Origin of the sequence: Paenibacillus sp. FSL P2-0136, assembly GCF_037975325.1 — a bacterium.
Lineage (GTDB): Bacteria > Bacillota > Bacilli > Paenibacillales > Paenibacillaceae > Paenibacillus_AQ > Paenibacillus_AQ silagei.
This window is the reverse complement of sequence record NZ_CP150244.1, coordinates 5161910-5185102: the sequence shown is the minus strand read 5'-3', so window position 1 is coordinate 5185102 and position 23193 is coordinate 5161910. Positions and strand designations below refer to the sequence as shown.

23 protein-coding genes and 1 tRNA gene are annotated in these 23193 nt (G+C 44.9%); 16 read left to right on the top strand and 8 right to left on the bottom strand.

Annotated features, from left to right (window positions below):
- Positions 1-70: 70 nt before the first annotated feature.
- On the bottom strand, positions 71-496 hold the full coding sequence (locus NYE26_RS21960; RefSeq protein ID WP_339250151.1) for a GNAT family N-acetyltransferase: 426 nt from the start codon (positions 494-496) through the stop codon (positions 71-73).
- A 275-nt stretch (positions 497-771) separates the two neighbouring features.
- On the opposite strand from NYE26_RS21960, the gene NYE26_RS21955 reads away from it, so the two are divergent.
- Positions 772-1107, top strand: a complete 336-nt coding sequence (locus tag NYE26_RS21955; RefSeq protein ID WP_339250149.1) for a YolD-like family protein — start codon at positions 772-774, stop codon at positions 1105-1107.
- Between the two features lie 42 nt (positions 1108-1149).
- Here NYE26_RS21955 and NYE26_RS21950 read toward each other — a convergent pair whose 3' ends face one another.
- The gene (locus tag NYE26_RS21950) at positions 1150-1311 is read right to left on the bottom strand and encodes a hypothetical protein (RefSeq protein ID WP_200869526.1); all 162 of its coding nucleotides are present in this window, start codon (positions 1309-1311) and stop codon (positions 1150-1152) included.
- 177 nt (positions 1312-1488) lie between these two features.
- On the opposite strand from NYE26_RS21950, the gene NYE26_RS21945 reads away from it, so the two are divergent.
- The 3 genes from NYE26_RS21945 to NYE26_RS21935 all read left to right on the top strand — a co-directional run bounded on the left by NYE26_RS21945 (position 1489) and on the right by NYE26_RS21935 (position 2993).
- Positions 1489-2175, top strand: coding sequence for a M15 family metallopeptidase (locus tag NYE26_RS21945; RefSeq protein WP_209871822.1), 687 nt, complete (start codon positions 1489-1491; stop codon positions 2173-2175).
- A gap of 75 nt (positions 2176-2250) precedes the next feature.
- Entirely contained in the window at positions 2251-2724 is a 474-nt protein-coding gene (locus tag NYE26_RS21940; protein ID WP_339250144.1) for a WGxxGxxG family protein, read from the top strand.
- Positions 2725-2909: 185 nt separating this feature from the next.
- Positions 2910-2993 (top strand) — tRNA-Leu (locus tag NYE26_RS21935).
- Between the two features lie 147 nt (positions 2994-3140).
- On the opposite strand, the gene NYE26_RS21930 is transcribed toward NYE26_RS21935, so the two are convergent.
- Positions 3141-3431 (bottom strand): hypothetical protein, encoded by a 291-nt coding sequence (locus NYE26_RS21930; protein ID WP_339250142.1) that lies wholly within the window; start codon positions 3429-3431, stop codon positions 3141-3143.
- A 145-nt stretch (positions 3432-3576) separates the two neighbouring features.
- Between NYE26_RS21930 and NYE26_RS21925 the strand changes: the two genes are divergently transcribed.
- From NYE26_RS21925 to NYE26_RS21895, 7 genes are all read left to right on the top strand, one after another.
- Positions 3577-3789 (top strand): helix-turn-helix transcriptional regulator, encoded by a 213-nt coding sequence (locus NYE26_RS21925; RefSeq protein ID WP_339250140.1) that lies wholly within the window; start codon positions 3577-3579, stop codon positions 3787-3789.
- 314 nt (positions 3790-4103) lie between these two features.
- Positions 4104-5303 carry an ABC-three component system protein gene (locus NYE26_RS21920; RefSeq protein ID WP_339250138.1) on the top strand — a complete coding sequence of 400 codons (1200 nt, stop codon included), beginning with the start codon at positions 4104-4106 and terminating at the stop codon, positions 5301-5303.
- Positions 5300-5815, top strand: a complete 516-nt coding sequence (locus tag NYE26_RS21915) for a three component ABC system middle component (protein ID WP_339250136.1) — start codon at positions 5300-5302, stop codon at positions 5813-5815. The genes NYE26_RS21920 and NYE26_RS21915 overlap by 4 nt, the downstream gene beginning before the upstream one ends.
- A complete protein-coding gene (locus NYE26_RS21910; RefSeq protein WP_339250134.1) occupies positions 5778-7727 on the top strand; it encodes a DUF3732 domain-containing protein in 1950 nt (649 codons plus the stop codon). The genes NYE26_RS21915 and NYE26_RS21910 overlap by 38 nt, the downstream gene beginning before the upstream one ends.
- Before the next feature lie 30 nt (positions 7728-7757).
- Complete coding sequence (locus NYE26_RS21905; protein ID WP_339250132.1) at positions 7758-10136, top strand: ATP-binding protein; 2379 nt, start codon at positions 7758-7760, stop codon at positions 10134-10136.
- Between the two features lie 658 nt (positions 10137-10794).
- The gene (locus tag NYE26_RS21900; RefSeq protein ID WP_339250130.1) at positions 10795-11763 is read left to right on the top strand and encodes an AraC family transcriptional regulator; all 969 of its coding nucleotides are present in this window, start codon (positions 10795-10797) and stop codon (positions 11761-11763) included.
- Positions 11764-12034: 271 nt separating this feature from the next.
- On the top strand, positions 12035-13267 hold the full coding sequence (locus NYE26_RS21895) for a YbfB/YjiJ family MFS transporter (RefSeq protein WP_339250128.1): 1233 nt from the start codon (positions 12035-12037) through the stop codon (positions 13265-13267).
- A gap of 219 nt (positions 13268-13486) precedes the next feature.
- On the opposite strand, the gene NYE26_RS21890 is transcribed toward NYE26_RS21895, so the two are convergent.
- Positions 13487-14947: an RICIN domain-containing protein gene (locus NYE26_RS21890; protein ID WP_339250126.1), complete on the bottom strand. Its 1461-nt coding sequence runs from the start codon at positions 14945-14947 to the stop codon at positions 13487-13489.
- Between the two features lie 333 nt (positions 14948-15280).
- Here NYE26_RS21890 and NYE26_RS21885 point away from each other — a divergent pair, with 333 nt between their 5' ends.
- Genes NYE26_RS21885 through NYE26_RS21865 form a run of 5 tightly spaced genes read left to right on the top strand, consistent with a single transcriptional unit; the run spans position 15281 to position 21889 of the window.
- Positions 15281-17248, top strand: a complete 1968-nt coding sequence (locus NYE26_RS21885; RefSeq protein ID WP_339250124.1) for an AraC family transcriptional regulator — start codon at positions 15281-15283, stop codon at positions 17246-17248.
- Between the two features lie 17 nt (positions 17249-17265).
- Entirely contained in the window at positions 17266-18291 is a 1026-nt protein-coding gene (locus NYE26_RS21880) for an iron ABC transporter permease (RefSeq protein WP_076076095.1), read from the top strand.
- Entirely contained in the window at positions 18288-19301 is a 1014-nt protein-coding gene (locus NYE26_RS21875) for an iron ABC transporter permease (RefSeq protein WP_076076098.1), read from the top strand. Before NYE26_RS21880 ends, NYE26_RS21875 begins: the two co-directional genes overlap by 4 nt.
- A gap of 9 nt (positions 19302-19310) precedes the next feature.
- Positions 19311-20168 (top strand): ABC transporter ATP-binding protein, encoded by an 858-nt coding sequence (locus NYE26_RS21870; protein WP_339250120.1) that lies wholly within the window; start codon positions 19311-19313, stop codon positions 20166-20168.
- Complete coding sequence (locus NYE26_RS21865) at positions 20165-21889, top strand: ABC transporter ATP-binding protein (protein ID WP_339250118.1); 1725 nt, start codon at positions 20165-20167, stop codon at positions 21887-21889. The genes NYE26_RS21870 and NYE26_RS21865 overlap by 4 nt, the downstream gene beginning before the upstream one ends.
- Before the next feature lie 98 nt (positions 21890-21987).
- Here the strand turns inward: NYE26_RS21865 and NYE26_RS21860 are convergent, their stop codons facing one another.
- The 4 genes from NYE26_RS21860 to NYE26_RS21845 form a co-directional block, all read right to left on the bottom strand.
- Positions 21988-22251, bottom strand: a complete 264-nt coding sequence (locus tag NYE26_RS21860; protein WP_339250116.1) for an aldo/keto reductase — start codon at positions 22249-22251, stop codon at positions 21988-21990.
- Entirely contained in the window at positions 22248-22352 is a 105-nt protein-coding gene (locus NYE26_RS21855) for an aldo/keto reductase (protein ID WP_339250114.1), read from the bottom strand. The genes NYE26_RS21860 and NYE26_RS21855 overlap by 4 nt, the downstream gene beginning before the upstream one ends.
- A gap of 74 nt (positions 22353-22426) precedes the next feature.
- The gene (locus NYE26_RS21850; RefSeq protein ID WP_076076371.1) at positions 22427-22657 is read right to left on the bottom strand and encodes a YuzF family protein; all 231 of its coding nucleotides are present in this window, start codon (positions 22655-22657) and stop codon (positions 22427-22429) included.
- Between the two features lie 111 nt (positions 22658-22768).
- Complete coding sequence (locus NYE26_RS21845; protein ID WP_339250112.1) at positions 22769-23062, bottom strand: phosphatidylinositol kinase; 294 nt, start codon at positions 23060-23062, stop codon at positions 22769-22771.
- Positions 23063-23193 lie beyond the last annotated feature (131 nt).

Below are 23193 nucleotides of genomic sequence, written 5' to 3'. Positions count from 1 at the left end.
TATAAGCCAAAGGATTCAGATGAAGACGCTGTACAGCATTACTGTAGGCGTCTTTTTGCTGCCGATTGAATTATTGGTCCAATCTTTTTGAGAAGTACTTAGGGGCTTCCCTGAAACCTTGTCTTTCATAAAATGTATGAGCCGCTATTCTTCTGGCATGGCAATGAACCTGGATACTGGCACATCCTCTTCGGGTGGCGGAAGCTGAAGCGGATTCCACTAATTCCTGTCCAATTCCCTTACTTCTAGCTGAGGAGTCCACAACCAGATAACTAATGGAGGCGATATCTCCTCTCATGCCCAGTTGCGGGATATAATGCAGGGAAAGACAGGCGATAACACCTCCTTCCGCTTCATAGACCATTAACTCCTTATTGGGGTCAGCAAGAAGTCTTTCTATATTCTCTTTCATATAAAGCTCGGTATCCGGATAACCTAACTGCGTCAATAGTCTGGAAATACCCTCTCGATCCTCCACATTTGCTGCTCTAATCATAAATATCATCTCCGTCCTTTCTACCCCTTTCCCCTAATGATGGCATCAGATTAGCGAAATTACTAGAACCACAGTATGGCTGTTTCAATGCAGGTGTGGTGCTAGCTCAACCCTTTGTAATGATCAGTTAAAGCCCTCCTTCTGCGTCCTTGGCCTGACATTAATTTCTGCTTGCTTAACAAGCTGAATCGCGGATATAATACAAACATACGTTCGGTTTATGAGCGGAAAGATGATGTAGTCCGGGTTATAAACATCAGAGTGGGGGAATAGCAATGGGCAAGAAGCTTGAAGCGGGCGGTCTGCGGGAGAGCAGCCGAAGCATGTTGACGGAGCATAAGGGCGGGATCAGGAGGGACGAACGGGAGACCTGGCATAGCCTGAGGCCGGTTCTGGATGAGCAGAAGCTGGAGGAGATTGAGCATACGCTGGCCTTATCGCTGCGGAGTCATGTGCGGGTAACGCTGGTGCTGTATGATCCTCAGGAGCAGGTGAAGCTGAGCGGGTTCGTGACCTCCATTCACACCCACTCGCGGGAATTCAAGCTGCAGTGGGCGGAGGAATGGAAGTGGCTGCTTGTAGATGACATTGTGGAGGCTTATATTGTCTAAAAGGTAAGCTCTTTGCCTGGGATCAGCACGGGCACGCCTCATTTACTTGCTGCGGTGTCCATCCGTCTTCTCATAGGCAATCAGCGTGACTTCCGGGTTCCCGGTCATCCGGGCAATCTCCGATTCCGCCTGGCGGATTACCTCCACCACATCCTCCTGGTCGCTAAGCGGGGCTATTCTGTAGCTGTCGCTGTGTATCTCCATGTTCATCCCCCTTTCCGTTAGAATGACCTGACTTGCGGTCTGCATTCTTATTCTGGCCTGTAGGCGCATAGTTCATCCGGGGAGATAGGACGCTGCACAGCTTATTTTGTGAAAAAACGGTCATTTGTGCAAGCAATCCGGCCTAAGCGGGCATTTACTATACCAGGGGGTGAGTAGATGCTTACTTTGGAGCAGGTCAAGCAGAAATCCGCCGCAAGGCTGGCGAAGCTGCATCCGGCCGTACTGGCTGGGGCGAACGAGCTGATTAGACGGAGCTATAACCGGGGGGTACCAATCCTCATTACGCAGGGCATGCGCACGATAGCGCAGCAGAATGAGCTATATGCTCAAGGGCGAACCAAGAAGGGCGACATTGTAACGAATGCCCGGGGAGGCGACAGCTACCATAATTACGGACTGGCAATAGATTTTGCGCTGCTCCTGCCGGATGGCAGGAATGTGTCCTGGGATATGAAACGTGACGGGGATGGCGACAAGGTGGCAGACTGGCAAGAGGTGGTGCAGGAGGGGAAGAAGCTGGGATTCGAATGGGGCGGGGACTGGACCTCCTTCAAGGATTACGCTCATCTGCAGATGAGCTTCGGCCTTAGCATCCAGGACCTGAAAGCGGGCAGACGGCCTACTGCCCAGCAGAGTGCAGCCGCACTAAGCCGTATAACCGGAGGTGAGCCAGAGGTGAACAAGGATATCCCGGTAAATATTACGCTCAATGGAAAGAAGCTGACGACCGGCGTCATGGACGATGCGGTAACCTATGCGCCTGTACGAGCGATTGCGGAAGCACTTGGAGCCAAGGTCACGTATAATGCGTCCAGCAAGACCGTGAACATTGTGAAGGAATAACTTCTCTGCATAGATGCTGTCCCGGATGGGGAAATTATCAGCGATTAACCACATCCATGAAGGGGGCACAACATTTTGAACAAGCTGATCACAAGTCTTGCCTGCGGTACGGTCCTGTCCATGAGTCTGCTCGGAGCAGGTGACATCTCCGCAGCAGCGCCGGGCGGTATGACAACTACGACTCCGGGCGTTATGAGCACAACCGCTCCGGGCATGCACAGCACAACGACTGACGGCCGAATGGGCAACATGGGAAATATGGGCAATCTGGATGACCGTATGATGGACAGCCGGGGCAATACCATGATGAATGAGACCAGAGATTCGATGCACAAGACCGAATCCATCATGAAGGACAAAATCCGTACCGGCGACAACAGCTCCGTCTCCCCGCTGTCCAACAATAACACAACGGGCCGCTACCGGGCACAGAGCACAACCACCACAAGCAACACCCGAAACGGCTCCAACTGGGGCTGGCTCGGTCTCGTCGGCCTCCTAGGTCTGGCCGGCATGCGCAGCAGAACCGGTGAGCGTGATCGCCACTAGTCTGAGCAGCGCAGGGCAGAACGGATCTGACCAGATCCGATTCGGTAAGACGAGCAAAAGGCCCGTGTCAGTCTCGGCTGAGCGGGCTGTTTGCTGCGTCTGCAGCAATATTAAAAAAAGGAATTGCGTATCCCCCGGATACATGATATTATATTTCTTGTCGCGTAAGAACGCACACACAACATGCCGGGGTGGCGGAACAGGCAGACGCACAGGACTTAAAATCCTGCGGTAGAAATACCGTACGGGTTCGACCCCCGTCCTCGGCACATATAGTAGTAGAGAAAGACGCATTCTGCTGAATGCGTCTTTTCTATACATACTGATATCGAAAACAAGAAAACAGGATAAAAACGGAATTTAGGATAGAAACAGAGTTCACGATAGAGACAGGAAATTGTGCAACTAATATAGAATTATGCAGTAGAGGAACTTCGCAGCTCATTGGAGAGATAAAGCGCATCCTTGAAGCCTTGCAGGTAGATGGCGCGTTCGGTAATGACTTGAAGAGAGAACTGCGTGTCTTCATACTGGAAAGCAGAATCCTGCTGGTCCTCGGGTAGGGCGTTCCTAAGCTGGTGGAAGTACTGATCACTTTCTTGCAGCAGCATTTTATATGTAGGATCTGTATCCAGCAGTTCCCGGTACATCGCTTCCAGCCGGATACGAATCAAGGGATCGGTTAAAGCTTCTAAAGATTTATACACAGCATACACCTCCCTGTCGTTAACCTTATAAGGTTATTATATAACCCTATGATTGATATTGTAAAGTTAAAAATTAACTCTATAAGGATAATGGAAAGTGGAGCATAACTATACATACATAATAACTAGAGGGGAGCTACGCCTCATGTTGAGAAGCAACTTAAGAATCCTTATGGCCAAACACCGGATCGACGACATCACCGAGCTAATGGAGAAATCAGGCCTAAGCCGGAATTCGATTAACAAACTGTATCGGGAGACCGACTTGGAGACCGTTAAGCTGGAGACGCTGGTCAGGTTATGCGATACGTTCCAGTGTAGGCTGTCGGAGTTGGTTGAGTATGTGCCGGGGGAGTAGGGTGTAATTAGGGAGTAAGTAAGTGGAAGAGTGCCTTTGTGGGTACTCTTTTTTGTTTTTACAGAAAAATTCACTTATGTGACTAAAACTGATACGTTTTAAATATCTCCTAATTATATTCCTTGAATTATTAATTTGCTCTGAGACAAATTTGTATTCTGCCAATTGTGTAAATGAATAGAGTTTAGAATTTAAATTGCGTATTTTTACATAATTCCCTTAAATAGAACACGCGTTTGGAAGGAGATGGTAGGTTTATTGGCGAATTATGTATTTTGACTTAGTTCTAAAGTCTATACATGGTTCTTTAGGAGGTGGCTAACCTGTCAACAAGTATTCACTCTGCTCAAGCCCCTTACTTAGGTTATCGTTTTGAGCCGTTTTATGCCTTAATTGTGTTATGGAATGAATCAGTAGATGATTTGGATGAGGTCTATGTAGAAGCTGATGATGATATTGTTTTGAAAGGAAGAGATACTACAAAGCTATATCAGTTAAAACATTCAACGAATCGTCCTTCTTCTCTTACAATCAAAAATGATGGTTTCTGGAAAACAATAAGAATTTGGTCTCAATTTGCTTCTATAGACAAACATGAGTTGTTTTTTGTAACGAATGATACAGTTTCTGTTGATAGTCCATTAGAGAAATTAGTAAAAGGTAAAGGACAAAGACAGGATATTGTTGATTTGATGGCTGAGGAAGCACAACGAGTTATCGATATAAGAGAGGCCGCAGTTTTAGCTAAGGCTGAGACCCTATCGTTTGAGACAAAGATACATGGGTGTCAATCCTTTATGGGTTTATCTCCGGAAGATCGTCTCTCTTTAATTGATAGAATAACAATTCGCTCAAATAATTTTCACATTTTTCAGGTTTACAGCGAAGTTATTAAAAAATTAGAAGATATGGTAGGAAATAAGTTAAGATCGAAAATAGCTAATCGATTACTAGAATGGTGGGACATGAGGTCTTTAGATCCCAAACAACCTATTCGTAAAGCTGAATTATTATTTCAGTTGCAAAGTTTGATAGGACAATTTCAGGATAATAATCTACCTGATGATTATTCTAAGCAAACACCTATCAGCCTTGAACCCGAATTTGGTGGTTTTATGGAAAAACAGATTGACCTTGTTAATGGAGGGTTCAGTCGAAAAAAGCGTGCTGCACTTGCAAGATGGAGGGCAAGGAATCAAAGAGAAAAATGGATTACGGATGACATTTTAAATGTTTTCGAACTTGATGAATACGATAGTGTCTTACAGGAAGCCTGGTCTGATAGGTATGGCCCTATGCAGGATGACTTATTGGAAGAATCTGAATCCTTATGTAAGAAGAAGGGATTAGAACTGTTAGAATGGGTGCATTCTGATGCACATCTACATATCAATCCAATTCGAAGTGAATGGAAACAGCACTTTTTAATTCATGGATCATATCAACAGATGGCTGAGGAGTTAAAGGTGGGGTGGCACCCCAAATTCAAAGAAATGTTGAGTGATGAACAATGATCTCCTCGGATACTTATTCAATCACTAATCCGGCATTAGGTTCATTTGTATTGTGGTCTTTTTTACAGGGATATGAGAGCAATAATAAGCAAGGTTGTCCATATCTCTTGCTTTTTCTTCCCCTTCCTTTGATGTTGTCAGAAAGCATACGTAAAGACTTCAGAGGGACTAATTCAGCTACGGGATTACATACATGGGTTTCTAGAAATCAAAAAACATTACTGCGTTTCAGCGAGAGAGTGGAAAAGACAAGTTCGATCTCAAAAGAAGCTATTATTTTTGGAGTAAGCAATAAAATCTTACAGTTCCAAGCTGACGGTACTTTAACTACGGTTAATAAAGGACTCATCATGAAAAAAGTGAATAGTCTTTCTGACGAACTTAAAGAAATAGCATCAGCCTCAAAAAAACTTGGTAATTGGATGTCTCAAATGGAATCTTCATCAAGTATCTTAATTAGTCTGGGGTTATTTTATGAAAAGATGGAACATTCAGGGAGTATTTTTATATAGTCATGATAACAGACGAAGTGAAATAACCTTTGATTTAGAAAAGGTAAATATCATTACCGGGGATTCGCAGACGGGGAAATCCGCCCTGCCTGAGATTATTGACTACGTTTTGGGTTCAAAAGAATGTCACATTCCATCCTATGTGAGACGAAGTGTCTCTTGGGTTGGAGTGCTTTGGAGAAAAAATGAAACCCAATTTGCAATGTTTAGAAAGGTTCCTCGTGCACCTCAGAAATCTTCCGTTACTATGCATTGCTTAAAGGGAAAGAACTTGACCATCCCAGATACAGCAGATAGTATACCAGAATCAACCAATTTAGAAGGTGCACTTAGGCAGTTTGAACGTCTTTTAGGAATTGGAGACGTGAAAAGTGAAATTTATGATAGTGATAGAGACAGTAAAACAATTAGCTTGAGAAGTGCAGTCCCATATTTGTTACAGGATGACAATATTATCATTAATAAAACTATATTGATTCGTGGAACCGAGGATTACGAGAAACGGCAGACGATTATTGATGCCTTACCTTACTATCTCGGGTTGATTAATGAAGAAACAATGGCAAAAGAAGTTGAGTTAAAGAGTCTACAAAAAGAACTTCGCCGTCTAGAAAAAAACAGCTCTGAAGATGAACGAATATCAAGTAGTTTAAAAGCTAATACATTTCTATATGAAGCTGCAGAACTCGGTTTAAGTTCATTACCTAATTTAGGTATGTCCGAGGTAATGATTAACGAGATGCTTGAAGAGGTCAGTAAATGGACTCCATTGTCTCCAAGCACAGAAGCAGAAGACACCCTTTCATCTTTATATGATCAGCTTTCACAATCTCAGAGTGAGATTATTTCCATCAAAAGACGCATTAATTATGCAAGAAAATCTATTGATGCAGCTTCACATTTTAAAAACACAACACATAGTCAAAAACAAAGACTTGAAATAATCAATATTTTTAAAAATCCTGTTGAACCAGAGTCCTGCCCATTATGTGACCAAGCTTTGGAAAGAAAAAACGAATCCATTAAAAGAATTATTGAATCTGTTGAGAAGGTTCGCTCAGATATAAGTTCCATCGAAAAAGAACGGCCTAAACTCGATGATTACATTAATTGGTTAAAGGAATCTCTAACCGTTGCAGAAGAAAATATGAGTGTTATACAAGCTGAAATTTCAGCTCTCATCAAAGATAATGACTCCTACGAATTGGGGTTAGGTTTAAATGATCGAAGAAATCGTCTGATCGGTAAAATAGAATTGTACCTAAACTCTGTGCGTCAAGTTGCATCTAAGAAAACTCAAGGATTTAAAACAAACATTCCTGGATTGAAAGAAAGAATTGACTCTCTAGGCGAAGAACTTAATATTGACGCAAGAAAAGAGGCCCTTGAAAATGCCGAAAGAAGGATAGCTGATATTGCAAAAACTATAATATTGAAATTACCCTTTGAGCAAAGATATAAAGGCAACCCTCTTTATTTAAACTTAAGAGATTTTAAAGCAGGCGTATCACTTCCCTCTCGCATAGAGTACATGAGAGATGTAGGATCAGATGAAAACTATTTAAGTCTGCATGTATCTATACTTCTTGCTTTACATAGACACTTTTTTGAACGAGATCGTCCTGTTCCTGGAGTATTACTGATCGATCAACTTAGTCGACCATATTTTCCTTCAGATAAAGAGCCTTCAATGGTTGAAATAGCTGATGAAGAAATGGACAGAGATAGAGAGGCGCTCTTACAGTATTTTGACCTCCTTTTTAAAGAAGTTGAGCGTGGAGAATCATTACAGATTATTGTTATTGAACATGCATATTTCAAAAATTATCCTGAATATGTTAACGCGGTGAAGAAAAAGTGGAAAAAAGGGATTGATGGGTTAATTCCGTTGGGGTGGCCTGAAAAAGATTAATACTTTTAAATAAAAGGAGTTTGTTTATTAATGATGCACTCAAGGTTCTGGATTCAAAACATAAAATCGCAGTTCTTCACAGATAACGCTTTTTTAGGAATGGAAAATAATGAAAAATTGATTGAAGTTATAAATATTCTTGAAAAAATGGAATTTTATATAAGCGATGAACCTACCTATTACTATTACAGTAATAATAGTATCGATACTAGAGCCAATGTGTATTATGAAAATATAGGATTGTTTAAAATTTACATTGAAGTAGACAATAAACATGCGGATTATGCAATTATAACTATAGAAAAAATCAGAAGAACGGAGATTGATACTCGTAGAATCCAAGATTTAACTGATGAATTAGACTCTAATTGGGAAAACGTTTTTTTGAAAAAAAAATATTATGGGAATAGTGAAAGTATTGAATCTTTCAAAAAAGATATAATTGAGTTGAAACAAATTATTGATACATATATTAAAAATAGGACTAAAATTCCTGATATACTGCTAGAACTAAAAAGTATAAAAATAAAGAACTTCAAAAAAATCACCACTGCTACTATTGATTTAAAAAATGAATTAAATATTATTGTAGGGATGAATAATGCAGGAAAATCTTCATTTATACAAGGGATTCTTCTTGCTTACCAAGCATTGTTTACGTTGTTAAAGGAGAATCGAATCCGTTTTAGGAAAAATGGCTCTATTAATCTTCAACACGATCTCTTTCCATCTGCTAGAATTGACAAATTTCCCTTTCTTTTGGGTAGCCCTTTTGATTTATTTAATAAGAACTCAAAAAATAGTGTATCAAAGGGAGTCCAATTGTTTAAATTTATATTTCAAAACGATCTATCTATTTCTATCAGTGGGCGTATAGTTGGAGATGTCTTCTCAGTGTATATCTCCGATTGTTCTGATCAAATTTCTAAGAATGCAATAGCGGATTTTATTGAAAGACCGATCACGCTTATTCCTAGTTTTTTTAATGTGGTAACTAACGAAGAACGGAAATCTCCGGGAAGGTACAATAGTCTTTTAAAAACAGGAAACTATAATCAGTTATTCAGAAATCTATTATATGATTTAAAGGAAGATAAGAAAAATACTTTTGAAAATCCAGATGAAATAGAAATGGAAAGTTCTAAAACCCCGCCGCAATTATATAAATTCTCTGAACTTCAACAGATTATTGATGATGTTTTTGGGATAAAAGATTTAGATGTTAGGTTTAATCCTGATGAGGACGAATTTATAACAGCAACTTATCAAGTGGGTACTACTAACGATGATAAGCAAGAAAGATTAGACATTTCAACCCTGGGAATGGGGACATTACAATTTATCCAAGTAGTAACTCAGGTTTTATCAGGTGCACCAAGGATTATTATGCTGGATGAGCCAGATGCTCATCTCCATACGAAACTGCAAGTCAGAATTATTGACTTGCTCAAAGAGTTTTCAGAGAAATATAATGTTAAATTCATTGTTGCTACTCACTCAAAGGATATAATAAACAATGTAAATCCAAGACAAGTTCTTACTTTTAGCGAAGATAACGTTTTAACATCAATTGATGACATGGATGGGTTCATAGGTACTATTAGAAATTTAGGAGCTACTACAGAGGAACTAATAGGCTTAAATATAGGTAAAAGAGTTGTTTTAGTTGAAGGTGTAGATGACTCACTCTACATAAAAAAACTATATGAAAAGTTTACATTTGATCATGGAAATAGCAATTATAATCTAATTAATTTTATTCCTCTTGGAGGGCGAGATAATGTTATCTCAAATCACCTTGATAAATTTCTTGGTAATATCGAAGATTTAAGTGATTTTAAAAAATTAGCTATTTTTGATAAAGATTATCGCTTTGAGAATCAGCAAAATGCTGATGCAAAGAAGCTAAGGAAGAAAGGATTTTCTGTGATTGAATGGAAGTTAAAAGAATTAGAGAACTATTTTTTCATCCCTGAAATTATTATGGATTTAATAAATACTAAATATCCTCAGAATAATCACGTGAGTATTGATGATATAACTAATATCGTTGATGAAATATATAAAGATTCTAAGATTAGTATTATTTTTGAGTTTGCTAAAACATTAAGTCAATTAAGAAAAGAAGAGCTTGAAAAAGCAACAGGAGAAAAATTTAAAGATATAATTCCTAGTAAAGAGTACTTCTTAGAATTTTGGGACGAAGCAACTTCCTATGTTGAAAGTCAGAATCAAAGTGCATTACTATCTGGCAAGGAAATTTTAAATGCCTTAAGAACTAAATTGATTGTTAAAAATACACCAAGTGCTAAAAATTTCGTCTTAGATATTATTAATTCTTTATCCGATGATACAGTTCATCCTGATCTAAAATTATTATTAAATGAAATAAAGAACATTGCATTATAAGCGTTTTAATTTACAAGTGATTATAAGTAGTAAATAACTTGCTGGCTCTGGATGAGCTGATGCCTCAATGCTCATTTTCTACTATGTCAGCACTAACTAAAACACTTAGGATAAAATTTATCAATTACTTGTTGGATTGAGTGGACATAAAGAGAGAAAGGACATAAGCCTCCTACTCAAACCTTTTTGCTAACACTTTTGCTAACATGGCTGCATATCCAAATCTCTGAACGTAGAGAGTATGGAACATAAAAAAGAGCCTTAAACCCGCATGGCTAAAGGCTTTATGCTCGATCTTCCAGTAACATAGAAGAGGTTCTAAAAGCACTACTTCAAGACTTAAAATCCTGCGGTAGAAATACCGTACGGGTTCGACCCCCGTCCTCGGCATACGAGTAGTAGTGAAAGACGCATTCAATTGAATGCGTCTTTTTTATACATACAGGTTAGAAACAGCGTACAGGATAAAAAACAGGAAAATGTACAGTTGGGCAGGCCTGCAGTATTAGAGCAGATTGCCAGCGAAATATTGGATAGGAAGTAAGATGCGGTTGATTCGTACATCACTTCGAGATTCTGAATGGGAGTTCGACAAAATGATAATTATTCATTACAATGAGAATGATTATCATATACAGAACACATGGAGTGCTTAATTATGAACAATTCGATTCAATATAATTTCAATCATTTCTTTGAAAAGTTTGAAGGAGGTCATCAAGCCGGAAGTTCAAGCTATATGCTTCATCCTACGACAGGAATAGGACAGGTACTTCGGTTGTACCCACGCTCTGAGTTGGAGATGGTTATGTCAGACTATAAGCTGTACCAGAACCATGATATACGCCTAGATTCACTCGCGCCAATGGTAGAGTTTGGGTATTGTTATGAGGGTAGCAGGGAGATAAGTGTACCTGGCGCTCGTCAGGAGTTCATGCCTGCCAATTGGAGTTTGCAACTGATTAATACCCCGGAAGCGAGATTGGAGCTGGGCCAAGCACAATCCTTTCGAATGTTAGGCATCGGGATGTCTGTCGGCGTGTTTCATCATTTTATGACCTCCATCGGGGGAGTGCAAAAGGCTGACTTTAACAGCCTTCTTGGAGGAAAGTCGTATCGGTTGCTTCAGGAGAAGCCGCCAGCTTCCGCCAGTGCTTCGCTTCACCACATTGCAGCAAGCCTAAGAGATGGAACGATGAATAATATTGAGCTGGAGTACACAGTGTTAGAACTCCTGGAACGGGCACTCCGCACTTTTCTCGAAGGAAAAGAGGAACGGACAGGGCTTAGCCAAGAGACCCAGTTGCGCGTTGGCGAAGCGCGCCGAATAATCCTGGAGCAGATGGATAATCCTCCATCATTGTTGCAGCTGTCGCGTAGGGTCGGTTTGAATGATTACAAGCTCAAGGTGGGCTTCAAGGAAATGTATGGTAACACCATCTTTGGATACCTGCGAGAGAAGAGGATGGAGCAGGCTTTAAAGCTACTGCAAGCGGGCAAGTCCAACGTCATTGAAGTGGCTTGCGCAGTGGGCTACTCGAATCCAAGCCATTTTGCCGAGGCGTTCCGCAAGAAATTCGGAGTAAATCCCAGCGCATTACTACGTGAAAATTCTTCCCGGATATAACATGGTAATGACAGACTTTTATTTAGAACGGACCGTCAACTTACCGGTTAACTCTCTCTTCACAAGCAACTGAACTTGCTAGGCATAGAAAAAGCCCTTCAGAACCCACTGAAGGGCTTTTTCATGAAATCGGATGGTTAAATTGCAGAGAATCTTAAGGATTCCGTGAAACGGGGATTTTAATCCACCTTGGGGTAGAGGGTGCCGTCAGAAAAAAACATAATAAAGGAATAGTTGTTTTTACTTTTATCATAGAAGGGAGAGTGCCTAGGTGCGCTCGAAATACAGTTCTGATTCCAATTTCAATTCAGCTTCTCTTCCATCTTTCTGGCCGTTTGTACTGACCGGGATGTTGATGATTGTGACCACGACAGGGTTTGCGCGAATGGCCTACGGGCTAGTTTTGCCTTATATGCAGGCCGGACTCGGATTGTCAATTTCACAGGGAGGGATGCTTGGCACGATCATGTTTCTAGGCTACCTGGCTTCGGTCGGGTTATCGGGTATACTCGCTGTCCGCTGGGGTAGCAAAGCTGTTCTTATGGCAGGAGGTTGTGCTGTTGTCATCAGCATGTTTGGCCTTTCCGGATCATATTCGTTCATTTGGGTGGCTCTGTTCATGTTCCTGGCCGGAGGGGGCAGTGCACTGGTGTTCACTCCGCTCATGTCCCTTATGCTGGGCCAGTTCCCGGACAAGAAGGGAATCGTCCTCGGGATGTTGCTAAGTGGTGCAGGTATCGGGATGCTGTTAAGCGGATTTTTAGTACCCTTACTAACCGCTCAATTCCCCGTTCTAGGCTGGCGTGCGGTCTGGTTAGGGTTCGGTATCATCTCACTTGTTGTGCTAATCGCGGCTTTATTGATCCTGAGAAACCCCGAGATTGTAGGGAGCGTGAAGGAGACAGACAAACCGAAGTGGTTAAAAAATAAAGCATTAATGCAGGTGGCTGTACTCTATTTTCTAGTGGGTATAGCATATCTTGTCCCCAATCTATATCAATCTGGTTATATGCTGGCTGAAGGGATTTCGGACCGCGCTGCCGGTCTGGTGTACGCCATAGCTGGCATCTTCAGCATTGCAGGCGGCCCTGTCTGGGGCAGTCTGTCCGACCGATTTGGTGTAAACCGGATGTTTATACTGGTTTGGGCTTGCGCGGCGGCAGGGGATATCATCCCGCTTCTGAATCACAGTATTCCGGGGTTCGTCTTATCATCAGTACTTTGGGGCTCCAGTATTGGTGGTCTGGTTACATTAATTCAGCTGAAGGCTGCGAAACAAGTCAATCCCCGGTATGTTCCAACTGCCATCGGATTTATCTCAATATTCTATGCGGTAGGTCAAATGCTGGGTCCGGGAATGACAGGGTGGATGATTGATCATCTCGGTGGCTACGGAGTGGCTTATGGATTCGGAGCGGTAGTCTACGGCTTTGGGTTAGTCGCCAGCCTGATCTCTGGGCGCAAACAGAAATTTTTGGAGCAGAGCAAAAAGATAAAGCAGTAACAGCGAGTCCACAGAAGGCTTTTCCACGAACCGTATAGGGCTATAGTAATAGGGATTTAATAAAAGAAGAGGCTGTCCCAAAAGCCATGTAATGGCTTCTGTGACGCCTCCTTTTTTTGAGAAAGATCAACGAATGGACTTGAATGGACGCTCCGTGAACGCTACCACGCGATCAATCATAGTGACCACAACGCTTGGAGAAGGAAGCAGCACCATTTATTAATTGGCCACGACGATTTGCCATTGTTGATTCAAGCCGTTGTTGTCACTCCATTGAATCACATTGGCACCGTCGGTGAGTGCGCCGGAGGAGACGTCTATCAATTTGCCGGTAGCGCGGTTCTTCAGCTTGAAGAAGCCGCCGCCCGCATCTATCAGCTGCCAATGCTGGCTGGTCCAACCCCCGTCTGACCACTGTTCGATGACTGTTCCATCGGTCGTAGTGCCATTCTCAGGGCCAAGAATCAATCCGCTGTTGGTGTTCTTAAGCTTATAGTACCCGTCGCCAGCGTCGATCAGCATCCAACGTTCACTCGGTAAGTTAGTATCGGTCCATTGTTCGGCATCTGCACCATTTGCTGTTGCACTCGCTCTAATGTTCAAAGCCTTTTCGCTTTTGCGGTTAATCAGCTCATAAGTGAGGCTGCTGTCTACCGTGAAAGGAGTTCCTGTGACCGTTCCTGCTGCACTATCGATGTTAAGCTGCGGGTACCATGACATGGAGAGGGTGGTCGATGAAGGGAATGTCAACGGCAGCCATACGTATTTGGATTCATTGGCGGGACGCTCCCAGGCTCCGGCCCAGCGGTCACCCATATATAGATAGGACGTGGATGAGCTACCCTCAACAGGAATGATATAGGCGGCTTGTGACTCGGAAGCGCGTGAATCTCCGAAATTGGAGAGGGCGCTCCAGGTTCCGTTTATGCTGGAAGCGGTTGCGTATTTCTGCTGGTTAGGAGTCCAGCCTGTTGCGCCGGAAGTGATCAGGAAGTAGGTAGAGCCCCTCTTGAACATAGCAGGAGCTTCACGGTATGAGCCTGCCCACAGGGTCTGGACCAGTGATTCCACGCCCAGAAAATCCGGTGTCAGACGATAAATGTTAAGATCGGCATTCACCCTTGTGGCTGATATCAGATAAGCGGTGCCGTTATCGTTATATACCGTCATATCACGGGAATCGTAGTCAAGAGGCCTGAAGCTGCCTTGATACGTATACGGACCTTCGATATTGGAGGCTGAGGCAACAGCGACTTTTGCTTCTCCGTAATCTACCCCGTTTTCTTTATGCGCCCATAGCACATATTTTCCGGTTGCCGCATTATAAAGAAGCTTGGGGCGTTCAATATTGGCGGTTGCAAGCTCTGAGGCGCTGCTCTTGGATAGTATATTCGCGCGGAATTCCCAGTTCTTCAGGTCTGTTGAACGGTAAAGTGATACATAGTTCGTTCCATCCCGGTTCTCCCCAACCCAATAATAATAGCTGCCAGACTTGATCATTCCACCGCCATGCGCATTAACCGGATTGCCTGAAGTATCCTTGAACTGAATCCCGTTAAGGAGACTGAGCGGAGCGGCATAGCTCTTGGAAGCAGATCCTCCATAGGACAGAACAATCAGCAGAAGGGACAGAAACAGAATAAAGGGTGTTTTAGCTCTTTTCCATTCATTCGCATGCATTCGAGTAATCCTCCTTCATTTCATTCATTATTTAGTTAAGCGCTTATAAAGAACAAACAGAATGTCCTCCTTTCTCTCCAAACATTACCAGTAATACAAATTACGATCAATTTAAACATTTGGATATTTGTAGACAAAATGGATATTTCTTTTGTAACAATTCGCCAGAGCTATCTGAGATGCTTTGGAATCCAAAGCATAACGTCCGTTGTCTGCTCCCCCAATGTCACTTAATGATGATATACTTACCTTGAGTAATATGATAATGATAATCAAAATCATTTTATGATCGGTATATAAATTGGAACAAGTGAGATGAGGGAGCGCGGATAGATGCAAGAAGAAGCAGAAGCAAGCCAGGTATTTACACCAGAGATGATCGATACGATGGCCCGCATTTGGACATGTTCGGTCATTACATTAATAGATGTACGCTTTCAGAATATAGCGTCCGCATACCCTTTGGAGCAGTATAAAATGCCTAGCAGCATGTTTATCTATGCCTGTGGGGGTGAGGCGCAAATTCAACTGAATGAAACGACATTCGGAATGGAACGTTTCGGTCTAGTTCATGGCGGGAAGGGGAGCCTGCTCAGTATTTGGCCTAAAAGGGAGAGTGTGAAGACCTTTATGGTCTTTTATAAAGCGGAATCCCCTCTTTTCCACAAAAAGCACCTGCAGCAATTACTGGAGCAAGTCAATCCATTTGTTCAACAGTTTGGTTATACACCAAGTAATCCTATCTTGCTGCTCGACTGGTTTCAACAAATGTTGAATGACTGGAACCGCGGCAAGGCGATGGATCAGCTTCAGGCCAAGAGTTTTCTATATCAATTGATTCATAGGGTGTACAGAGATTTTGAGGGTGGCGAGATTCGCTATCTCCAGCCCTTTCCAGCCAGTTCTGCCAAAATATATCTTGATAAACATTACCGGGAGCCGATTATGTTCCAGGATATTGCCGCTATGTTTGGGATCAGTGGCGGACAATTAACGCGGTTGTTCAAAAAGAAGGAAGGGATGAGCTTACAGGAGTACCTCATTCAGAGAAGGATTGAAGCTGCCTGTCATGACTTGAAGTATACAGAGGCAACCATTAAAGAGATAGCAACAGGATCTGGATTTGCTGATGAGAAGAACCTGTTTCGGATGTTTAAGAAGTATTACAAGATGACGCCGAGTGATTACCGGAAAATAAACGCACCATCCATGCAGGTTGATGGTATTGATAATGATTCTCATCTTCATTACAATGAGAGGGAACTGGCGAGTCTAGTCAAGTCTTATAGAGATGGGGAATCATGCATGTTTGGACAAGTACGAAGTAAAGAAATGATCTTTGTGGCGGCGATGAGCCTGATGCTGTTGCTGACGGCATGTACGTCGGGGACGCCAGCGAATAATAGGGGAACGGTGAATCCGCCTGCGGAGACCGGGCAGACGACACAACCGGAAGTACAGGAGACGAAGGCTTCAGAAGCAGTCTCGCAGACCAGAACGATATCTACAGTAAAGGGTGATGTTGAGGTGCCTGGCAACCCTCAGCGTGTTGTAGTCGATTATCTGGTTGGTGATGTGGTAGCTTTGGGTGTAACTCCTCTTGGTGTGGCGAGAGCGACAAAGGGTGAGACAGAGGCGGTGTATTCTAACGAGATTAAAGATTCAATTAACATAAAAATGGAGCCGGAAGATGTCATGGCTCTTGAGCCTGATCTGATCATATTAGCATGGGGCGAAGAGAATTATGAGGATTTATCCAAAATTGCCCCGACCATTTATGTCCCTTATGGTGATATGACTACAGAAGAGCGTATCCATTTTATTGGCAATGTTCTGAATAAGCCGAAAGAGGCTGAGGCTGTTTTGAGTGCTTATGCTAATAAAATCGAAGAAGCGAAGCTATCCCTTAAGAATGCCGGCCTTGCGGAAGTGACGATTACGATGGGAGAATTCGGTGATAAAACGAACTCCATCGCTGGAGCCAAGCATGCGGTTGGCGAGCTTGTGTATAATCAGCTTCAAATGAAGGCACCGTCAAAAGTCCAATCTGATATTATTGACGCAGATAAATATTGGGGACAGATCTCTATGGAGGTCTTGCCCGCTTACATGGGGGATTATTTGATCGCCTTAGGAGATACGGAAGTTCCTGCTGATCATGCGGTTTGGAAATCACTACCCGCTGTGCAACATAACCGGATCGTAACGGTGGGTTCATCGCTATCTTGGTCCACGGATATAATGACTTCCAGTGCGTTGATTGATCATATTGTTAATCAATTGCTGGCATTAGCTAAATAAGGGGATCTGGAAATACGATGAAAAACAAGCCTGAACAAAATCGCCGTGGGGCGGTGAACTTCACCATGTACATGGTGGTAGGGCTTGGATTAACGGTTCTCATGTCAGCGGCGTCGATTAGCTTTGGTGCCGCTGACATGAGGTTAGCGACTGCATGGGAGGCTATTTTCCGATTTGATCCAACGCTCACTGAACATCAAATTATTCAAACCCTACGTCTTCCGCGTACCGTAGCCGATCTGATCGTCGGATGTAGCCTTGCGGTTTGTGGTGCGATCATGCAGGGGACAACGCGTAATCCGCTGGCCGACTCCGGGCTGATGGGGATCAGCTCCGGGGCAGCATTCGCGATTGCGCTGTGCCTGGCCTTTCTACCGGGGTATTCGTATGGGCAGATGATGCTGTTTGCTTGTCTGGGAGCAGCACTTGCGACCGGGATCACATACTTCATTGCGTCACTGGGCAAGCGCGGGATGACACCTCAGCGGCTGGTGCTGGCAGGACTGTCCATCTCCATGCTGTTTGGCGCACTCAGTCAGTATTTGGCGATCAATTACAACCTGGGCCGGGCCTTGGCATTCTGGACCGCAGGCAGTACAGCCGGGGCCAAGTGGGAGGAATTACTGATTATCTCCCCTCTATTTGTTGGTGGTGTACTGCTGGCGTTGGCGCTGGCTCCTTCTGTTACACTGCTTAGTCTGGGAGATGATGTGGCAAGTGGACTCGGTATTCGCAGTGGACTGGTCAAGGGGCTATCGACGATTATCGTGCTCGTGCTGACTGGATTGGCTGTTGTCGTGGTTGGCCCAATCGGTTTTGTGGGTCTGATTACCCCGCATATTGTACGATACATGGTCGGTGTCGACTACAGGTACATTATTCCGGCTGCTGCGCTATATGGTGCGTTGCTGACCGTATCGGCCGATCTGGCTGGCCGTTTAATCAATAGGCCGTTCGAAACACCGATTGGTATTATTTTTTCTATCATTGGTGTGCCGTACTTTCTCTTCCTGGCCCGTAGGCAAAGGAGGGAATTCGAATGATCAAGCAGCGTTATACGGTGCAACGGGGGATCCTCGTCAATGTAGTGCTTTTAGTGCTCATCCTTATATTTGCTGTCATTAGCATGAATTCCGGCAAGATGAATCTTTCACCGCAGGAAGTGCTGAACGTTCTCCTGGGTAACGGCACCGGTAAGCAAAATCTGATCCTGTTCGATTTTCGAATGCCACGAATCGTACTGTCGATCTTGGTAGGTCTGGGAATGGGAGCGGCTGGGATCGTGATGCAGAGTTTGCTGCGTAATGACATGGCTAGTCCGGGGACACTGGGGATTAGTTCAGGATCGGGTTTGTTTGTCCTGTTCTTCGTAGTATTCATCGCATCGGCAGGAAAAAGTTCCTTCATTGCCCTGCCGCTGCTGGCCTTTGTTGGCGGCCTGCTGGCGGCGGGATTGATCTTCTTATTATCGTATCACCGTGGGCGAAACCTCTCGCCAATCGGTCTGATCTTAACCGGGGTCGCACTCGGAAGCGGGTATGGGGCGCTGACCACCTTTCTGACACTCAAGCTGGACGATTCGCAGATGGACTTCATGCTGAATTGGCTGGCGGGGAGCTTGTGGGGCGCTGATTGGCGCTATATTGCCGTACTGGCACCATGGGTCTTGATTTTAATCGGCTATATTTTCTACAAGTCCCGGATGCTGAACACCCTCCATCTGGGCTATCAGACGGCAGAAGGGCTGGGACTTTCTGTGAAGCGGCAGTTTTTGGGGTTGTCGATCGCTGCTGTTGCTTTATCCTCTGGCAGTGTGGCTGTTGGCGGAAGCTTCTTCTTCGTTGGCTTGATCGCTCCGCATATGGCAAGAAAACTGGTCGGGCCCGACCACAAATTGCTCATTCCAGCTGCCAGCCTGACCGGCGGATTAGTCGTGGTGCTGGCGGACACGATTACGCGTACGGTTAACCTGGGGGGAGATGTGCCGACGGGAATCGTCATTACGGTCATCAGTGTTCCGTACTTTCTTTATTTACTAGCGAAGGCCAATTAGGAGGACGTCATGGAAAGTATTACAGCAGAGCAAATTGATATTGCCTATAATGACACGCTTATCGTCAAAGAACTGGATTTGCAGATTCCGCGTGGACAGATCACCTCGATTATTGGTCCCAATGGATGCGGCAAATCAACCGTACTCAAGGCAGTCGGCCGGCTGCTCAAGACGAATAATGGTACGGTCTATCTGAATGGTGCCGATATCCGCACACTGTCCACCAAGGAAGTCGCCAAGCAGATGGCGATTCTGCCGCAGACGCCAACCGCACCGAGCGGCTTGACGGTCGGCCAATTAGTCGCCTATGGGCGTTTTCCTCATCAACGGGGTTTCGGCAAGCTCTCCAAAGAGGATAAGCAAGTAGTCACCTGGGCGCTATCGGTTACACAGCTTACAGCGTTTGAGCATCGTGAGGTGGATACGCTCTCTGGCGGTCAGCGTCAGCGCGTATGGATTGCGATGGCGCTCACCCAGCAGACCGATCTGATCCTGCTGGATGAACCCACCACCTATCTGGACCTGGCGCATCAGCTCGAAGTGCTGGAACTGCTCTATGAACTGAATCGCAGTCAGCAGGTGACGATTGTGATGGTGCTGCATGACCTGAATCTGGCAGCGCGTTTCTCCGACTATATGGTGGCGATTCGTGAGGGCCAGGTGGTGGAGCATGGCTCGCCAGAGCGTGTAATGACGGTACAGACGCTGCGTGAGGTGTTTGCCATTGATGCCGAGATTATGCTGGAACCGCGAACAGGGCGGCCGGTGTATGTGACGTACGAGCTATTGCGTGATAAGCGTAGAGACCAAGAAGCAGATCAAGGATTCCTGCAAGCTGAGGAACAGAAGGAGTCGATTGCCACATGAGAACCGCATGGCGTGTCCTGCTGGGCGCACGGAAATACTGGCTGCAGTTAGGCATTGGATTTGCCGGTATCGTGATGGCCACGATTGCCGGGTTTTATTTGCCCTGGGCGCTCCGCTCGTTGACACAATTGGCGACCGAAGGTAGCAGCCGGTTTGCCGCGGAAGCGCTGAAGATTGGTCTGTTGCTGCTTGGAGCCACTTGTCTGCAAGCCATCGGAACATCACTGGCCGGCTATATGAACCATTATGCGGCACTTCATTATGTAGCAGATTTAAGAACAAGATTGTATAGCAAATATCAGCAGATGAGCTTGCGCTATTTCCACCGAAGCCGGACGGGTGACTTGACCGGGCGCGTTGTGAATGATGCGATGGAGGCAGAAATTTTCATTGCCCATGCTATTCCTGACTTTATCATCAACGCACTGACCTTTATCGGAGTAGGCATTCTTCTCTTGACGATCAATGTGAAGCTGGCACTGATCAGTCTGATCACAATTCCGTTGCTGCTTGCAATCACGGTATGGCAAAGCAAACGCTTGTCACCGCTATGGGGAGAGAATTCCAAGGCGCGGGGAGAGATTGCTGGCAAGGTGCAGGAGAACTTGTCGGGTATGAAGGAAATCCAAATTTTCAATCGGCAGGAGGAGGAGCGGGGCAACGTTTCCCGTCTGGCTATGAAACATACGAAGACCTATTTGCGTGCCAGTCTGTTCTATGAGACCTCTGTGCCGTTGCTGGCATTTGTGACCGCGCTGGGTACCGTGCTTGTCGTGATACTAGGCGGCAGATTGATGGCAACAGGCGAGGTAAGTATTGCTGATATCATTGGATTCATCGCCTACCTTGGTATGTTTTATCAACCGGTGAAGTCCTTTTCCAGCTTGGTGGAAATGTCGGGGAGAGCCGCTGCTGGCCTTAAACGGGTATATGATGTGCTGGAAGAAGAGGAAGACATACAGGAGAAGCGAAATGCAGTCCATTTGCCTCGTATCCAAGGACAGATATCCTTTCAAAATGTCACATTCGTATATCCGGATGGTGCTCCTGTACTAGAAGGGCTGAACCTGACGATTGAGCCTGGAAAGACGGTGGCGATTGTAGGTACAACCGGAGTAGGAAAGACGACATTAGCCAGTCTCGTTAACCGGTTCTACGACCCGCAGACCGGTTCGATTCAAGTGGATGGCATCGACATTCGGGATGTGACCCTCTCCAGCCTGCGTGACAATATCTCGATGGTGCTGCAGGATACCTTCCTGTTTGACGGCACGGTGTATGACAATATCGCTTATGGATGGGCAGACGCGACCGGGAAAGATGTGATGGCCGCAGCGAAGGCGGCGAAAGCGCATGATTTCATAGCACAGATGGAGCAAGGCTACGATACGGTGATTGGTGAACGCGGTGTACGATTGTCAGGAGGGCAGAAGCAGCGGATTTCGATCGCACGGGCAATTCTTCGCAATGCACCGATTCTCATTCTGGATGAAGCGACATCAGCGCTGGATACCAAGACCGAGCAAGAGATTCAGCAGGCGCTGGACGAAATATCGAAGGATCGCACAACACTGGTGATTGCCCATCGGCTATCCACGGTCCGTCATGCCGACCAGATCGTCGTGCTGGAGGGCACAGAGATTGCCGAGACGGGTACGCATGAGGAACTGCTGCGTAGCGGCGGCATTTATGCACGATTGTATGCGACGCAAGCTTCTTGAATGTAATCGGATCGGTCTTCAAGGGTCAGGACCCCTAATTAAAGAGAACGGAGCAAGAGGCCCATGCAACCCCGCATGGGCCTCTTGCTCCGTTCAATTCACTTCCCCCCACCCGGAATCGCAACCTCATGTCCAACGGTTGCGGCCATGCGGGCAGTTTTTGCACCCCAAGGCCGGGCCAGGACCCCACGCGACAGCGGACTGAAGACCATGGTCTGAATCCCCTCGTCGGCACAGAGCGGGATCATCTCGTTTTCTTCTTCGCGGGCGATTAAGTTGTAGTTGTGTTGCATGGAGATGAAGCGGGTCCAACCGTTCTGTTTCTGGAGATGCAGGGCCTTGGCGAACTGCCAAGTTCTCATGGTGGAGGCGCCCTGCTGACACTTTCCTCGCTGGTTCCGTGCGAATACAAATTAGCGGTATCGAATAAGTTGATTCCTGCCTCAAGCGCATGTCTGATCATAAGGCGGCTGCCATCCTCGCCCAGCTAGGGTAACACTGAGGGGATCTCTACTATCGTAGCTCCTTCACAGAAATCTATTCTGGCATGATCCAGACAATCTCGCAGATTCGTACGAAAAACTTCCGGCCCCTGGTATCCAATACAACGTGGTCTGGCTTAACTTCCACTAAGCAGCCGCTAATCCCTCCGCGAGTGGTTTCGAGCACTACCTGTTTACCTTTTACAGACATTAAGGTTTCGACTACGTAGGGGTCAATAGGATATACCATGATTGCTTGCGGCATTTGTTGCTGCATTGGATACATTTGATTATTCAGCACTTTGTTACCTCCCGAATGGTTATACATCATCCTATGCTAATGCCCACATAAAGAACTGGGCGGATGCCCATGCAATAACGAATTCCCTAATCATTATTAAATAAAAAATGGAAGCAAGTACAAAGCTGTAATGGCACCAAAGGGGATCGGTCTTGGATAAAAGCGGCGGCGCGGGTAGAAACCCGGATAGTATCCGAATTGTCTGTAGGTTGTTGCGTTAGCAGGCATTCCGTTCATCTGGCCCACCATTTCATTGGTGGGAATGGCAAGTGTAATATAGTTCTGATCGATATGAGCAACAAACCCGTCGTGAGACTGACCATCGCTTGTAGTAATACCAACATATTTATTCATACAATTCCAGGCAACTTGTTGATAATTCGTTTCCATGGGTAAACCTCCTCAAATACTATCTCGTCAACAGTCTATGGACTATAACCTATATCCATCACGGCATATGCCCATAGCTTAAAAAAATCATATGAAGGATTAATGTTAAGGAGTGAGAAAATTATGAGTAA

Bases quoted from the DNA above. Each gene is read 5' to 3' on its own strand.
- NYE26_RS21860 (WP_339250116.1), bottom strand. From the start codon at position 22,251: ATGAGAACTTGGCAGTTCGCCAAGGCCCTGCATCTCCAGAAACAGAAC.
- NYE26_RS21955 (WP_339250149.1), top strand. From the start codon at position 772: ATGGGCAAGAAGCTTGAAGCGGGCGGTCTGCGGGAGAGCAGCCGAAGC.
- NYE26_RS21925 (WP_339250140.1), top strand. From the start codon at position 3,577: ATGTTGAGAAGCAACTTAAGAATCCTTATGGCCAAACACCGGATCGAC.
- NYE26_RS21905 (WP_339250132.1), top strand. From the start codon at position 7,758: ATGATGCACTCAAGGTTCTGGATTCAAAACATAAAATCGCAGTTCTTC.
- NYE26_RS21950 (WP_200869526.1), bottom strand. From the start codon at position 1,311: ATGGAGATACACAGCGACAGCTACAGAATAGCCCCGCTTAGCGACCAG.
- NYE26_RS21960 (WP_339250151.1), bottom strand. From the start codon at position 496: ATGATTAGAGCAGCAAATGTGGAGGATCGAGAGGGTATTTCCAGACTA.
- NYE26_RS21855 (WP_339250114.1), bottom strand. From the start codon at position 22,352: ATGATCAGACATGCGCTTGAGGCAGGAATCAACTTATTCGATACCGCT.
- NYE26_RS21880 (WP_076076095.1), top strand. From the start codon at position 17,266: ATGAAAAACAAGCCTGAACAAAATCGCCGTGGGGCGGTGAACTTCACC.
- NYE26_RS21850 (WP_076076371.1), bottom strand. From the start codon at position 22,657: ATGTATCCAATGCAGCAACAAATGCCGCAAGCAATCATGGTATATCCT.
- NYE26_RS21915 (WP_339250136.1), top strand. From the start codon at position 5,300: ATGATCTCCTCGGATACTTATTCAATCACTAATCCGGCATTAGGTTCA.
- NYE26_RS21875 (WP_076076098.1), top strand. From the start codon at position 18,288: ATGATCAAGCAGCGTTATACGGTGCAACGGGGGATCCTCGTCAATGTA.
- NYE26_RS21870 (WP_339250120.1), top strand. From the start codon at position 19,311: ATGGAAAGTATTACAGCAGAGCAAATTGATATTGCCTATAATGACACG.
- NYE26_RS21910 (WP_339250134.1), top strand. From the start codon at position 5,778: ATGAAAAGATGGAACATTCAGGGAGTATTTTTATATAGTCATGATAAC.
- NYE26_RS21885 (WP_339250124.1), top strand. From the start codon at position 15,281: ATGCAAGAAGAAGCAGAAGCAAGCCAGGTATTTACACCAGAGATGATC.
- NYE26_RS21890 (WP_339250126.1), bottom strand. From the start codon at position 14,947: ATGCATGCGAATGAATGGAAAAGAGCTAAAACACCCTTTATTCTGTTT.
- NYE26_RS21865 (WP_339250118.1), top strand. From the start codon at position 20,165: ATGAGAACCGCATGGCGTGTCCTGCTGGGCGCACGGAAATACTGGCTG.
- NYE26_RS21845 (WP_339250112.1), bottom strand. From the start codon at position 23,062: ATGGAAACGAATTATCAACAAGTTGCCTGGAATTGTATGAATAAATAT.
- NYE26_RS21900 (WP_339250130.1), top strand. From the start codon at position 10,795: ATGAACAATTCGATTCAATATAATTTCAATCATTTCTTTGAAAAGTTT.
- NYE26_RS21945 (WP_209871822.1), top strand. From the start codon at position 1,489: ATGCTTACTTTGGAGCAGGTCAAGCAGAAATCCGCCGCAAGGCTGGCG.